At 68.8% G+C, this 13,209-nt stretch carries 18 protein-coding genes; 9 read left to right on the top strand and 9 right to left on the bottom strand.

The genetic code is table 11. From position 1 onward, the window contains the following. Window positions 1-214 precede the first annotated feature (214 nt). On the top strand, window positions 215-472 hold the full coding sequence (locus OG446_RS22885; RefSeq protein ID WP_328895799.1) for a hypothetical protein: 258 nt from the start codon (window positions 215-217) through the stop codon (window positions 470-472). A gap of 46 nt (window positions 473-518) precedes the next feature. Here OG446_RS22885 and OG446_RS22880 read toward each other — a convergent pair whose 3' ends face one another. Then, window positions 519-992, bottom strand: a complete 474-nt coding sequence (locus tag OG446_RS22880; RefSeq protein ID WP_328895798.1) for a hemerythrin domain-containing protein — start codon at window positions 990-992, stop codon at window positions 519-521. Window positions 993-1,074: 82 nt separating this feature from the next. Here OG446_RS22880 and OG446_RS22875 point away from each other — a divergent pair, with 82 nt between their 5' ends. Then, window positions 1,075-1,536, top strand: a complete 462-nt coding sequence (locus OG446_RS22875; protein ID WP_328895797.1) for a GNAT family N-acetyltransferase — start codon at window positions 1,075-1,077, stop codon at window positions 1,534-1,536. 119 nt (window positions 1,537-1,655) lie between these two features. Here OG446_RS22875 and tuf read toward each other — a convergent pair whose 3' ends face one another. From tuf to OG446_RS22845, 6 genes are all read right to left on the bottom strand, one after another. Further along, a complete protein-coding gene (gene tuf / locus OG446_RS22870; RefSeq protein ID WP_148020219.1) occupies window positions 1,656-2,849 on the bottom strand; it encodes an elongation factor Tu in 1,194 nt (397 codons plus the stop codon). 159 nt (window positions 2,850-3,008) lie between these two features. Next, window positions 3,009-5,138: an elongation factor G gene (gene fusA, locus OG446_RS22865; protein WP_328895796.1), complete on the bottom strand. Its 2,130-nt coding sequence runs from the start codon at window positions 5,136-5,138 to the stop codon at window positions 3,009-3,011. Window positions 5,139-5,176: 38 nt separating this feature from the next. Beyond that, the gene (rpsG, locus tag OG446_RS22860) at window positions 5,177-5,647 is read right to left on the bottom strand and encodes a 30S ribosomal protein S7 (RefSeq protein WP_014047773.1); all 471 of its coding nucleotides are present in this window, start codon (window positions 5,645-5,647) and stop codon (window positions 5,177-5,179) included. A 2-nt stretch (window positions 5,648-5,649) separates the two neighbouring features. After that, entirely contained in the window at window positions 5,650-6,021 is a 372-nt protein-coding gene (rpsL, locus tag OG446_RS22855) for a 30S ribosomal protein S12 (RefSeq protein ID WP_003948652.1), read from the bottom strand. Between the two features lie 303 nt (window positions 6,022-6,324). After that, window positions 6,325-7,011, bottom strand: a complete 687-nt coding sequence (locus OG446_RS22850) for a hypothetical protein (RefSeq protein ID WP_328895795.1) — start codon at window positions 7,009-7,011, stop codon at window positions 6,325-6,327. Window positions 7,012-7,216: 205 nt separating this feature from the next. Continuing rightward, window positions 7,217-7,660: a helix-turn-helix transcriptional regulator gene (locus tag OG446_RS22845; protein WP_328895794.1), complete on the bottom strand. Its 444-nt coding sequence runs from the start codon at window positions 7,658-7,660 to the stop codon at window positions 7,217-7,219. Window positions 7,661-7,858: 198 nt separating this feature from the next. On the opposite strand from OG446_RS22845, the gene OG446_RS22840 reads away from it, so the two are divergent. Together OG446_RS22840 and OG446_RS22835 are read left to right on the top strand one after the other, a co-directional pair. Next, window positions 7,859-8,608, top strand: coding sequence for a hypothetical protein (locus OG446_RS22840; protein WP_328895793.1), 750 nt, complete (start codon window positions 7,859-7,861; stop codon window positions 8,606-8,608). Continuing rightward, a complete protein-coding gene (locus OG446_RS22835; RefSeq protein WP_328895792.1) occupies window positions 8,605-8,799 on the top strand; it encodes a hypothetical protein in 195 nt (64 codons plus the stop codon). Before OG446_RS22840 ends, OG446_RS22835 begins: the two co-directional genes overlap by 4 nt. Window positions 8,800-9,175: 376 nt before the next feature. Here the strand turns inward: OG446_RS22835 and OG446_RS22830 are convergent, their stop codons facing one another. Next, on the bottom strand, window positions 9,176-9,436 hold the full coding sequence (locus tag OG446_RS22830) for a hypothetical protein (protein ID WP_328895791.1): 261 nt from the start codon (window positions 9,434-9,436) through the stop codon (window positions 9,176-9,178). A 301-nt stretch (window positions 9,437-9,737) separates the two neighbouring features. On the opposite strand from OG446_RS22830, the gene OG446_RS22825 reads away from it, so the two are divergent. The 4 genes from OG446_RS22825 to OG446_RS22810 all read left to right on the top strand — a co-directional run bounded on the left by OG446_RS22825 (window position 9,738) and on the right by OG446_RS22810 (window position 11,652). After that, the gene (locus OG446_RS22825; protein WP_328895790.1) at window positions 9,738-10,148 is read left to right on the top strand and encodes a hypothetical protein; all 411 of its coding nucleotides are present in this window, start codon (window positions 9,738-9,740) and stop codon (window positions 10,146-10,148) included. 122 nt (window positions 10,149-10,270) lie between these two features. Continuing rightward, window positions 10,271-10,879 (top strand): phage tail tube protein, encoded by a 609-nt coding sequence (locus tag OG446_RS22820; RefSeq protein ID WP_328895789.1) that lies wholly within the window; start codon window positions 10,271-10,273, stop codon window positions 10,877-10,879. Window positions 10,880-10,963: 84 nt separating this feature from the next. Then, entirely contained in the window at window positions 10,964-11,254 is a 291-nt protein-coding gene (locus OG446_RS22815) for a hypothetical protein (protein WP_328895788.1), read from the top strand. 65 nt (window positions 11,255-11,319) lie between these two features. Further along, entirely contained in the window at window positions 11,320-11,652 is a 333-nt protein-coding gene (locus tag OG446_RS22810) for a hypothetical protein (RefSeq protein WP_328895787.1), read from the top strand. 71 nt (window positions 11,653-11,723) lie between these two features. Here OG446_RS22810 and OG446_RS22805 read toward each other — a convergent pair whose 3' ends face one another. After that, window positions 11,724-12,428 (bottom strand): hypothetical protein, encoded by a 705-nt coding sequence (locus OG446_RS22805; protein WP_328895786.1) that lies wholly within the window; start codon window positions 12,426-12,428, stop codon window positions 11,724-11,726. 35 nt (window positions 12,429-12,463) lie between these two features. Here OG446_RS22805 and OG446_RS22800 point away from each other — a divergent pair, with 35 nt between their 5' ends. Continuing rightward, window positions 12,464-13,186, top strand: a complete 723-nt coding sequence (locus OG446_RS22800; RefSeq protein ID WP_328895785.1) for a hypothetical protein — start codon at window positions 12,464-12,466, stop codon at window positions 13,184-13,186. Window positions 13,187-13,209: the final 23 nt, after the last annotated feature.

Raw genomic sequence — 13,209 nt, 5'->3', positions numbered from 1 at the left:
TAACTCGCGGCGTCCGGGAAAGCACTGATGACGCCGGGTCCGCGCTTCCCTACAGTTGTGCCGACACCGGCCACGGGAGCAGCGATGGCGGAGCCAGGTACGAGACGTCCGGTTGTGCCGCCACCGGGGCCACCGCCCCGCCCGACCCCCGCGCCCGTCCTCCGCCTCGTGCCCCGGGCGCGGCGCGGCGTCCTGTGGTGGCTGGGCTGGCGGCATGCTGCTGCTCATCCTCAACGGAGGACGCAGCGCTGACGTCAACGACTGCCTGCCGGTCCTCCTGCCGACGTTCTTCATGCTCTGTCTGACCCTGCCCACGATGGGAGACCCGATGTACGACCAGGTCTCCACGCCGGTGCACCTGCTCCTCGGCCTCACCGGGCCGGTGACGCTGGTCCTCCTGGCCTACTGGCAGCTGCGTCGCCTGCGCGTGCTGCACGGCGTGCGCCTGTCCGACCTGTCGCGCCGGCCCTGACCGGCCGGACGTCCACCCGGGGGTTCGCCTCCGGTCCGCACGTCGGCTACCGACCGAGGCGCCCGCGCGCGTCCGGATGCGCCGTTCGCCAGGCCGCCATCGAGAGGTCCCACTCGTCCCCGGACAGCGCGGTGAGCGAGGCCGGGAACAGGCCGTCCTCCTCCTTCGCGATGTGGTGGTGCAGCTCGTCGACCGCCTCGCGCAGCCGTACGACGTCCTCGGCGCGCCCCAGGTCGACCTGGTCCAGGAACGCGGCGAGCTCGCGGTGCTCCGCCACCAGCGCCTCGATGTACCCGGCGTACTCCGCATCGCCGCTCATCACCGCGAAGAGCCCCTGCTCCTCCCCCTGCCAATGGGCCCGCAACTCCCGCCCCATCCGGGCCACCAGCTCCGCGGCCAGGCCCCGGTCACCGGAGTCCAGGGCACGCAGGGCGCCACCGGCCGCGTCGGTGACGGACTCGTGCTCCGCGATGAACTCCTTGATCAGCGGAATCTCCCGGCAGCCGCAGTAATGGCACATGCGCCCACTTTAGACAGGTATGAGGCATTCCCAGGCGTCAACGACCGGGGGTCCGCCGCCCGCCCTCTGACAGACTCCCGCCATGCATGCACGTACCACTCAGCCCTGGGCCCTGCGCCCCGCCACCCCCGAGGACCTCGAAGCCATAGTCGAGCTCCGGGCCGTCGTGATGCGCCCGGACCTGGTCCGCCTCGGCCGCTACGACGAGGACCGGGTACGCCGGCGGATGCGTGACTCCTACGTGCCCGAGCACGCCTCGGTGATCGTCGCCGAAGGCCGCTTCGCCGGCAGCGTCACCCTCCGCCCCCACCAGGACGGGCACTGCCTGGAGAGCTTCTTCATCGACGAGAGGCTCCAGGGGCGGGGCATCGGCTCAGCCGTGCTGAGCGGGCTGCTGGCCCGTACCGACGCCGAGGGGGTTCCGGTCCGCCTCGACGTGCTCCAGGGCAGCGCGGCCCGGCGGCTGTACGAGCGGCACGGGTTCGTCCTGGAGCGCGAGGACCCGGTCGACGTGTTCATGGTGCGTGCACCCGTACGCCCGTAGTAAGCACCCCGTACACCGGCCGCAGGAAAGAAGAAGGGCCCCGTCCCACCGCTTGCGCGATGGGACGGGGCCCTTCTCGGTGCTCTTGTGCGGAGCTACCAGGTCAGACTCTCAAGGACTTACTTGAGGATCTTGGTGACCTGGCCGGCGCCCACGGTCCGGCCACCCTCACGGATGGCGAACTTCAGGCCCTCTTCCATGGCGACCGGCTGGATCAGCGCGACGTCCATGAGGGTGTTGTCACCCGGCATGACCATCTCGGTGCCCTCGGGAAGGGTCACCACGCCCGTCACGTCCGTGGTACGGAAGTAGAACTGCGGGCGGTAGTTGTTGAAGAAGGGGGTGTGACGGCCACCCTCGTCCTTCGACAGGATGTAGGCCTGGGCCTGGAAGTCGGTGTGCGGCGTAACCGAACCCGGCTTGATGATGACCTGGCCGCGCTCGACGTCCTCGCGCTTGATGCCACGGAGGAGCAGACCGACGTTCTCACCGGCCTGGCCCTCGTCGAGCAGCTTGCGGAACATCTCGATGCCGGTGACCGTGGTGGTGGTCTTCTCGGTCTTGATACCGACGATGTCGACGGTCTCGTTGACCTTGAGGACACCACGCTCGATACGACCGGTGACGACGGTGCCACGACCGGTGATCGTGAAGACGTCCTCGATCGGCATCAGGAACGGCTTCTCGACGTCACGCTCGGGCTGCGGGATGGACTCGTCGACGGCCTTCATCAGGTCGAGGACGGTCTGGCCCCACTCCTTGTCACCCTCAAGAGCCTTGAGCGCCGAGACCTTGACGACCGGAAGGTCGTCGCCCGGGAACTCGTACTCGGAGAGGAGCTCACGAACCTCGAGCTCGACGAGCTCCAGGATCTCCTCGTCGTCCACCATGTCGGCCTTGTTCAGCGCGACGACGATGTACGGAACGCCGACCTGGCGGGCCAGGAGCACGTGCTCCTTGGTCTGCGGCATCGGGCCGTCGGTGGCGGCGACCACGAGGATGGCGCCGTCCATCTGCGCCGCACCCGTGATCATGTTCTTGATGTAGTCGGCGTGACCCGGGCAGTCGACGTGCGCGTAGTGACGCGACTCCGTCTGGTACTCGACGTGCGCGATCGAGATGGTGATACCGCGCTGGCGCTCTTCCGGCGCCTTGTCGATCTGGTCGAAGGCCGAGGCCTCGTTCAGGTCCGGGTACGCGTCGTGCAGCACCTTGGTAATGGCGGCCGTGAGGGTCGTCTTACCGTGGTCAATGTGACCGATGGTGCCGATGTTGACGTGCGGCTTAGTCCGCTCGAACTTTGCCTTCGCCACTGGGTCCTCCTGCGGAGTGGTTCTGTACGCCTTGCTTCATCGGCGCCAGGTGATCTTTGCTGGGATGCCGGGGCCGGGGGCATTCGACGCATTGCTTGCGCGCCGCGTCAAATGCCCCACCAGGCTCCGGTGATAAGCCTAAAGCGTCAACTCGGGGAGTTACTCGCCCTTGGCCTTCGCGATGATCTCCTCGGCGACGTTCCGCGGAACCTCGGCGTAGGAGTCGAACTGCATCGAGTAGCTTGCGCGACCCGAGGTCTTGCTGCGGAGGTCTCCGACGTAGCCGAACATCTCCGAGAGGGGCACGAGGCCCTTCACGACGCGAGCGCCGCTGCGCTCCTCCATGGCCTGGATCTGGCCACGGCGGGAGTTGAGGTCGCCGATGACATCGCCCATGTAGTCCTCGGGCGTGGTGACCTCGACGGCCATCATCGGCTCAAGGAGCACGGGGGACGCCTTGCGGGCACCCTCCTTGAACGCCTGCGAACCGGCGATCTTGAAGGCGAGCTCCGAGGAGTCGACCTCGTGGTAACCACCGTCGAGAAGGGTGACGCGGACGCCGACCATCTCGTAACCGGCCAGGATGCCGAACTGCATGGCTTCCTGAGCACCCGCGTCCACCGAGGGAATGTACTCACGGGGGATGCGGCCACCGGTGACCTTGTTGACGAACTCGTAGGACGCGTCGCCACCCTCGATGGGCTCGATGGCGATCTGCACCTTCGCGAACTGGCCGGTACCACCAGTCTGCTTCTTGTGCGTGTAGTCGATGCGCTCGACGGCCTTGCGGATCGTCTCGCGGTACGCGACCTGCGGCTTGCCGACGTTCGCCTCGACGCGGAACTCGCGCTTCATGCGGTCGACGAGCACCTCGAGGTGAAGCTCGCCCATACCACCGATGATGGTCTGGCCGGTCTCCTCGTCGGAGTGCACCTGGAAGGACGGGTCCTCCTCGGAGAGGCGCTGGATGGCGACACCCAGCTTCTCCTGGTCACCCTTGGACTTGGGCTCGATGGCGACCTGAATGACCGGCGCCGGGAAGTCCATGGACTCCAGGATGACCGGGTTCTTGTCGTCACACAGCGTCTCACCGGTGGTGGTCTGCTTCAGGCCCATGACGGCGATGATGTCACCGGCGCCCACCGACGCGATCTCCTCACGCTTGTTCGCGTGCATGCGGTAGATCTTGCCGATGCGCTCCTTCTTGCCCTTGACCGAGTTCAGCACCGCGGTGCCGGCCTCGAGGCGACCGGAGTAGATCCGGACGAAGGTGAGCTTGCCGAGGTGCGGGTCGCTCGCGATCTTGAACGCCAGGCCGGAGAACGGCTCGTCGTCCGAAGGCTTGCGCGAGATGACCTTCTCGGGGTCCTTGACGTCGTGGCCTTCGATGGCCTCGACGTCCAGGGGCGAAGGCAGGTAACGGACGACCGCGTCGAGCAGGGGCTGGACGCCCTTGTTCTTGAACGCGGTGCCACAGAACACCGGGGTGACCGTGACGGAGTCCGCGGTGCCCTTCGACGCGAGGGTGATCCGACGGATCGCCTCGTGCAGCTGGTCCTGGGTGGGCTCCTCGCCCTCCAGGTACAGCTCCATCATGGCGTCGTCGTTCTCCGAGACGGCCTCAAGGAGCTTGCCGCGCCATTCCTCGGCGGCCTCCTTCAGGTTGTCCGGGATCTCGACGACGTTGTACATCTCGCCCTTGGCGGCCTCTTCGGGGTACACGAAGGCCTTCATCGACACGAGGTCGACGACGCCCGTGAAGTCCGCCTCGGCGCCGATGGGGAGCTGCATGACGATCGGGACAGCGCCGAGGCGCTCGACGATCATGTCGACGCAACGGAAGAAGTCCGCACCGGTGCGGTCGAGCTTGTTGACGAAGCAGATACGCGGCACGCCGTAGCGGTCCGCCTGACGCCACACGGTCTCGGACTGCGGCTCGACGCCGGCCACACCGTCGAACACGGTGACGGCACCGTCGAGGACGCGGAGCGAACGCTCCACCTCGACGGTGAAGTCGACGTGACCCGGGGTGTCGATGATGTTGATGGTGTGGTCAACATCATTGAGCGGCCAGTGACAGGTCGTCGCGGCGGACGTGATCGTGATGCCGCGCTCCTGCTCCTGCTCCATCCAGTCCATCGTGGCAGCGCCGTCGTGGACTTCACCGATCTTGTACGAGACGCCGGTGTAGAACAGGATCCGCTCTGTGGTGGTCGTCTTGCCCGCGTCGATGTGGGCCATGATCCCAATGTTGCGGACCTTGGCCAGGTCAAGCGAAGTGGTGGCCATAAGGCTCAATCTTCTCTCGGTCTCGATGGGGTAAGCGACTACCAGCGGTAGTGCGCGAAGGCCTTGTTGGACTCGGCCATCTTGTGGGTGTCCTCGCGCTTCTTGACGGCAGCGCCAAGACCGTTGGAGGCGTCGAGCAGCTCGTTCATGAGCCGCTCGGTCATCGTCTTCTCGCGACGGGCGCGGGAGTAACCGACGACCCAGCGCAGCGCGAGGGTGGCAGCGCGACCGGGCTTGACCTCGATCGGCACCTGGTACGTGGCGCCACCGACACGGCGGGACTTGACCTCGAGCGAGGGCTTGACGTTCTCAAGCGCGCGCTTCAGCGTGATGACCGGGTCAGCGCCGGTCTTCTCGCGGAGGCCTTCCATGGCGCCGTACACGATCCGCTCGGCGGTGGAGCGCTTGCCGTTGAGCAGGATCTTGTTGATCAGCGAGGTGACAAGAGGAGAACCATAGACCGGGTCAATGATGACCGGGCGCTTCGGGGCGGGGCCCTTACGAGGCATTCTTACTTCTCCTTCTTGGCGCCGTAGCGGCTGCGGGCCTGCTTGCGGTTCTTGACACCCTGGGTGTCAAGGGAGCCGCGGATGATCTTGTAGCGAACACCCGGCAGGTCCTTCACACGGCCACCACGCACGAGCACGATGGAGTGCTCCTGCAGGTTGTGTCCCTCACCCGGGATGTAGGCCGTGACCTCGATGCCGGAGGTCAGACGCACACGTGCGACCTTCCGGAGCGCGGAGTTCGGCTTCTTCGGGGTGGTCGTGAACACACGCGTGCAGACGCCGCGGCGCTGGGGCGAACCCTCGAGCGCGGGCGTCTTGTTCTTCTCGACCTTGTCCTGCCGGCCCTTCCGGACCAGCTGCTGAATCGTAGGCACTACTTCTCCGGTTTCTGTGTGCCGTCGGTGAAACTAACCTGGAACACTCACCGACCCACGCGGTCGGGTGTGTCGAATGCTGCGGGCCACTCCCCTGGAGCAGTGGAAGCACAGATTGCGGTGGCCAAAGACGAACTCGCCGTGCGGTTGAGGACACGCACACGAGCCCAGGCACACCCCAGGCACAAGGTCTGAGCGTACCTACCTCGTCGACTCCGGTCAAAACAAATGCCCCGAGGCCGACGCCCGCTCGGGGGCGGCCCCAAGGCGCGCCCCACCTGGCGCGCCGTCCCGTGTCCCACGTCACAGGGGCTCGCCGTCGGGCGTGACGCGATTCGCGTCTCCGGACGGCCGCCGCGACGGAGGGCGCAGCCGCGGGATCGTGGGCACCCGGGAGCTTCGGCTCTTGGGGACCAGGGCGGGGGCGGAAGCGGCAGGCCTGGTCCCTCGCTCCCCGTCGGCCGCCGGTCCGGTCCGCTCGCCGGCCGCGTCGTCCTCCCGGGCCCGGTCCGCCGCGCCGCCCGGCTGCCGCCGGAGCGGGATCACGGCCGCCTGCCCGGTCGCCCTGCTCACCAGCCGTAAGGTTCGGCCGCCTGCCGCCCTCGCCTCCTGGAGCGCCGGCTCGTACTGGGCGGCGGCATCGCGCCAGCCGTTGGAGTAGGCGCGCAGCTCACGCCGTTCCATCTCCTCCCGCAGCAGCACCACGACCTCGTCGGGCGCGTGGCTCTCGAGATGGCGGCCGAGTGCGGCGAGGAGCCCGGAGAGGGTGTCCGCGTCGTCGACGGGGTCACCCACGGACGGCGGGGCCGCGTCGGGTGCGCTGTCGCCGGGAGGGAGCTTGCCGCTGGAGGAGCCCGTCGGGTCGGCGGCTTCGGCGGAGGCGGCCGGCGCGGACGTGGCCGGCACGGAGGCGGCCGGCACGGAGGCGGCCGGCTCCGCCGTAGCGGGCTCTTCGGCGGGAATCCGGGGTCGCTCTTCACGCTCGGCCACGCGCACCCCCGTTCTTCGGCCCGAACCGCGCACCGGCACAGGGTCGTGCGCATAGCGTGCGGGTGCGCGTCGCGTCACCGCTGCGCGCACGCCTGTTGGAGCGGGGGGACAGGCCGGCCCAGCTTACGGGCCCGCACCGGAGGCGGCGCGCCGGGGACGACCCATGATCCACAAGCGGCACCGGGACGCGACCCGGAGGCGTACGTCAGTCGGAGGCGAGCGGCGCCCGGCGCCCGGCGGCCGCCGCCGATTCCGAGGGCAGGAACTGGCCGGCGATCCTGATGAACATCTCCCGCTGGTCCGCCGCGACCCCCAGGCCGTCCGCCGCCTCCTCCAGCGTGAGGCGCCCTTCGCCGCCCGTGGAGTTCCGGCCGGCCGACGGCAGCGGCAGGTCCTCCTCGGTGAGCCGGCCGGACTGGATGAGCATGTCGCGCACCGGGACCTGGAGCACCTGGGCCAGCCGTCGCGTGGTCTCCAGGTCGGGCATGCTCTGGCGCTGGAGCAGCCGGGTGATGGCGGCCCGGTGGACTCCGGCCTCGTCGGCCAGGCGCGATTTTCCGCCACCGCGCGGGCTGTCGATGTCGAAGCCGCGCTGTCGGATCAGTCCCTCGATCCAGGTCGCGAAGCGGTCGAGTTCGCCTGTGGTCATGAGCGGTCGCCTCCCTCCGAAGCGAACCTCAGAGTATCGCGCTTGCGCGCACGGAATTACCCTCTCGCCCCGTCTCGTTTGTGAGGATTCGGTCGACATAAAGGCCGCACCTTCCGGCCAATAGCGTTTGCGCGCGAGCGCGCAACATGCGAACGTGCGACCACGCAACGAACCGTGTCCGGGGAGAAGGGACCGCCCATGACCACGCGCACCGAGAACGAGAAGACCGACCAGCCCGCCCGCGACGCCCTGCTCTGGATCGAACTGCTGCTGAGGCAGTTCCCGGAGCTGCTCGGCGAACTGGCACCGTCACCCCACTCCTCCTCCGCTCCCCCGCCGGACCTCGGCAGGGCGTCCGCCCCGGCGGGCCGCAGCCGCGCCGAACGGGAGGAGGCGCTGCGGGCCGAACAACTGCACGGCCTCACCCCGTCCGGCCCCACCACCGCGCCCCTGCGGCTGCACGTCTCCGACGCCATCCGCGACATCAGCGACGGCGTGGTGGAACTCGACGAGGCGGTGCACGACCGGCTGCGCCTGCCGCGTCCCCGGCGCGCCCGGGTGGCCGAGCGGCTGCTCCGCGTCGCCGCCCTGCTCGGACAGGCGGCCGAAGACCCGCTGCTCACGGCTCATATCCGGGACGAGGCCCGCCGGATGGCGCGGCGCTGCACCCGTGCACTGGGTGCGGCGGAACCCGTCGTCCGGGTCCGCGGCCGCTGCCCGTGGTGCGATTCGGTCTCCCTGCGCGCCTTCCCGGCCCGGCGCGCGGTGCTGTGCGTGAACCCCGCCTGCCGGTGCACCGGCCAGGACTGCGACTGCCGTACGGACCCGGCCCACCGGCACGCCTGGAGCGAGGGCGCCTGGGCGCGGCTGGCGGCGGAGTCCGGCGGGGACCTCACCGAGCTGAGCGGCTCGACGGTGGACAGCGCGGAGAAGGAGGTGCGCCGGTGACCGCGGCGACCTTGCTCACCGGAGCGCTGGCCGCCGACGAGGCGGGCGTGACTCCGGCGACGATCCGCAAGTGGGTGCAGCTCGGGCGCCTGACCCCCGCGGGGAAGCAGGGCCGGGCACAGTTGTTCCGGCTGGAGGACGTCTTCGCGGCGGAGCGGGCCGCGCGGCGGAAGCCGCGTACGGCCGGCTGAGGACGGCAGAGGTGAAGGGGGGGGGAGGGGCAGGCCCGCGCAGGGTCCGCCCCTCCCCCCTTCGCCATGCCCCCATCCCCCTGCCCGCCTCGCACACGGGTCCGCCATCCCGAGGCGCGGGCCCCCGCCTGGCCCTCGGGTCCGCCATCCCGGGGCGCGGGTCCGCGCCTCGCGCACGCCCCCGCCTCGCGCACGGGTCCGCCATCCCGAGGCGCGGGCCCCCCTGGCCCTCGGGTCCGCCATCCCGAGGCGCGGGCCCCCGCCTGGCCCTCGGGTCCGCCATCCCGGGGCGCGGGTCCGCGCCTCGCGCACGCCCCCGCCTCGCGCACGGGTCCGCCACCCCGGGGCGCGGGACCCCCTTCGCCCTCGGCGCGGGCTACATCCGGAACACCTGGGCGCTCTCCCCCTTGCCCCCGGAGGTCAGCGCCACCGCCTCGCCCCAGCCGCTGCGGAACCCCCGCGTCTCCGCCTCCACGGCGACCCTCGCCGCGACCTTGCCGACGACGGCGGTGAGCGTCCGGGCGACGTCCGCGGTGTACGTACCCGACTCCCCCGACTCCGCGGCCACTTCGACCACAGCGGCCATGACATCGGCCAGCCGATCCTGGGCCCCGATCACCATCGTGCTCCCGTCCACACCCGCTCCACTTCCTTGTGCCGCACGCCCAGTAACGGCGCTCCGTGCTTCAGAACCGCCACCTCTCGAATGTGTGTTCGATACCCGCAGACTAACGCACCCGGCCCCCCTCACGCGGGAGTTGCCGGCGCGTTCGAGATTGCCACCTCGCACTAAATAGTTGCGCGCACGCACGTTATGCGTCACAGTTGGTGCAGCGGCGGAGCTGCGCCCACCTTCCCTCCGGGGCGCAGCTCCGCCGTTCCCGTACCCGTACGCCCCTCGGCGGCCGACCGGCCACGAACAGGAGTGATGCCCCGTCATGAGTTCACCCCCGAGCACCTTCCCCGACGTCGAGGCCATCGTCGTGGAGCTCCTCTCCGACCGCCCGGACCTCGCGGACGCGGTCGTGGACGAGACCCCGCCGCCGGGCTTCGACGGCACCCAGCCGGCGGTGATCGTCTCCCGGCGCGGCGGTGCCTGGATCGACGACCTCCATCTCGACCGGCCGCTCATCGAGTTGGAGGCCTACGGCCCCGACAAGGTGACCGCGCACCGCCTCGCCAACGCCGCCCGCGCCGAGCTGCTCTCGGCGGTCGGCCGGACGTACGGGACGAATGTCGTGATCACCGACGTGGTCGAGGCCGACGGCCCGCGCTGGCTGCCCGAGTACCTGTACCCGGCGGCCAACCGCTACCTCACCGTCATGCGGGTCTCGCTGCGCATCGGCTGACCCGGACACCACCACCCCGGCGCGATCCCGCGCCGCCACAGACGAGGCCCTGCCACCGGCGGGGCCTTTGCCGTACCCACGGCAGGCACGACCCCACACCGATTCATCCCAAGGAGCCATCCATGGCAGGCAACAACTCGTCCGAGATCCGCGTGGCCGGCACCGGCCGCATCCTCGTCGCGGACATCAACGCCCCCCTCCCGGCCGCCTTCTCCGACGACCCGTCGGCCGACTGGGGCGTGGAGTGGACCGACCTCGGCTACACCTCCACGGACGGGGTGACCTTCTCCAAGAAGGACAAGCTGGACCCGGTCGAGACGTGGCAGTCGATCAGCCCGGCCCGGTTCATCTACGCGGACCGCGACCTGACGCTGAAGTTCTCGATGCTCCAGTTCAACGAGGACACGCTGCCCTTCTTCCTGGGCGGCGCCAAGGAAGGCATCCGCCGGGACACGACCAAGCCGGACATCGTCCAGTTCGACGTGCCGGACGGCCCGACCTTCGACGAGCGCGCGCTCGGCCTGGAGTTCACCGACGGCACGGCGGTCACCTACCGCTTCGTCATCCCGCGCGGCCAGGTGACGGCCACCGACGACATCAAGCTCGCCCGCAAGGCGGCCGCGATGCTCGGTGTCACCTTCACCGCCCTCTCCCCGGGCAACGACCAGGCGCTCGCCACCTTCGTCATGAAGGACGCCGCCTACCAGGTTCCGGCCGGCGCCGGCGCCTGATTCCCCGCCGGGGCGGGGCCGGCTCACCCCGGCCCCGCCCCGGCACCCCCGCCCCACACGCTCACGTAAGGAGAACCGCCACCCATGGCTTCATTCGACGTCAACGCCGCCCGCGCCCAGCGCATGGAGGCGCTCGGCCGCTCCTGGTCCTTCGACCTGGACGACGACACCTTCGAACTGCCCACCGAACTGGGCCGCTCCACCGCCAAGGCGCTCCGCTCCCTCGACGACAACGACGTCGACGGCCTGCTGAAACTGCTGCTGGGCGAGGAGCAGTTCGCGCGCTTCGAGCGGCACGACATCACCATGCAGGACATCGCCGCGATCCTGGAGGCGTACGGCAAGGAGACCGGGCTCGGCCTGGGGGAAGGCTGAGCCTCGACGCGTTCGCGGAAGAACACGCCGAGGCTCTGGAGGCCGACCTGCTGCGGCACTTCGGCGTGGACCTGCTCGACTGGTATCGCGGCCGGCTCACCAGCCGCCGGCTCGCGGTGCTGGTCAAGCACATGCCACGCGACAGCGCCGTCGCCCAGGAACTCCACGGGGACAGCGCCGACTGGACGGTGACGGACTACCTCCTGGCCGCCGCCGTGGACCATCTCGCCGCCGCCAACTGGATGTTCGCCTCGGTCAACACGGACGAGGACTCCGACGCGCCGGAGCCGCCGGTGCCGGTGCCGAGGCCCGGTGACACCGAAGAGCCACCGGAAGGCCCGGACTCCCCCTCGCCGGAGACGCCCGACCGCGGCGAACTCATGCGGTTCTTCGCCTGAGCCCGGCGCGCGGCCTTTCGTCCCTCACCCGGTGCCGCCCCACATGACCGCGGACAGGTCCCCGGGTGCGGTCACGAGGACACACTGACGATGAACAGCCACCCGGCCAGCACTCCGCCGATCAGAGCCGCGCACGATTCCACGAAGAAGAGAGTCCAGTGGAATTTCTCCTGCCGCGTTTCGGGTTCCAGTCTGCCATTCCGCATGCGCCCGAGATCGAGACCTCTCGTCCGCAGGATCCGCTTTCGTGCACGCTTTGACTGGGGAAGGTCCTCGAGCGTCCAGAAGGTCTCCTTCGCCCACCACTTGGCGCCATGTCGGCGGAGGCCTTGGAAAAACCCTCTGGCGAGAACCACGCATACCCAGAGCGGAATGACCGCGAGCACGCCGGCCACTGCGGACCGCACGACACTGTCTGCGGTGGCCGCGGCCCATGCGAAGACCAGGCCGATGCCCGCGGTTCCGTACAGCAGGGACAGCCCGCTGAACACTTTCGCCGACCCCGCCCAACCGGCACCTCGGTCCAGGAGACCGAAGAACAGAATGCCCGCGATGAAGACCGGGGCACCCAGGCCCAGCAGCGCCGATCCCTTTTCGCAGGCCACGCCGGCCCGGTAGCCACAGGCCGAGAGATTTCCTGCCCGGCTGAACAGTTCGATGAGGAGCGTGGCCCCGCAGAACTGGAGAAATACCCCGACCACGGCTAAAGCATGACGGAGCGGCATTTTACCGCCCGAAGCATTCTCTGTCACACCCATTCCGACTGAATCACTCATTCGGCTGACGGTATCAGAGGAAGGCGAGGATCGCTATGAGCAGCCCCGAGGAACAGATAAGGCAAATCAGGGAGGATCTGACTTCACAGGATTCACGACTCACGACTCAGATCCAGACCAAACTCGACAAGGAGAAGTTTGCCTTCCTCGTCAAGGGTGGCGAGGAGAAGAAGGCATCAGAAAAGAAGGAAAAAGCGAGTTTCGAGGCATCCCTAAAAAGTCTGATCACTTCCGAGATCGAAAAGGCCGGAGAATCTGTCTGGGCTCCTGACCGCCGGTATTTCAAAACACCGGAATTCATGGGCCTCGTAACCGGGCTGACCGCAGGCATGATCGGGGCCACCTTCGCATCGATCGGTCTCACCATCGTGAAGTACGACTTCACGCTTCTGGATCTGACGGAACGAATCAACCGGAATGTAGCGCGCATGGCCAACTTCGTCACGCGGCGCAAACAGTGGCAGAAACAGTTCCGCACGAGCGCGCACAGGGCGGAACTGGAGCTCAACAGCAGATTCCACAAACTCGACCAGCGGCTCACTCTCCGGATCAAGGAAGTCGCGAAGAAGCTGAACAAGAGGATCGACGCTCTGGACAAACGGGTCGCCGCGAATACGCGCGCCCGGCACAACACCCGCAATCAGGTGCGGTCGGGCGTCCCGCTGTCGCCCGGGACCATCCCGTCCACGCGTGCCGCCTCCGCCGAGCTCAACGAGCTGCACACACGGATCGATCAGTTGGTCTCGGCCCTCGGATGATCCGGGCGAAACGCCATCCCCTG

Origin of the sequence: Streptomyces sp. NBC_00236 (genome assembly GCF_036195045.1) — a bacterium.
Taxonomy (GTDB): Bacteria; Actinomycetota; Actinomycetes; order Streptomycetales; family Streptomycetaceae; genus Streptomyces.
Note: the sequence above shows the minus strand (reverse complement) of the source record. Positions and strands in the feature narration are given on the sequence as shown.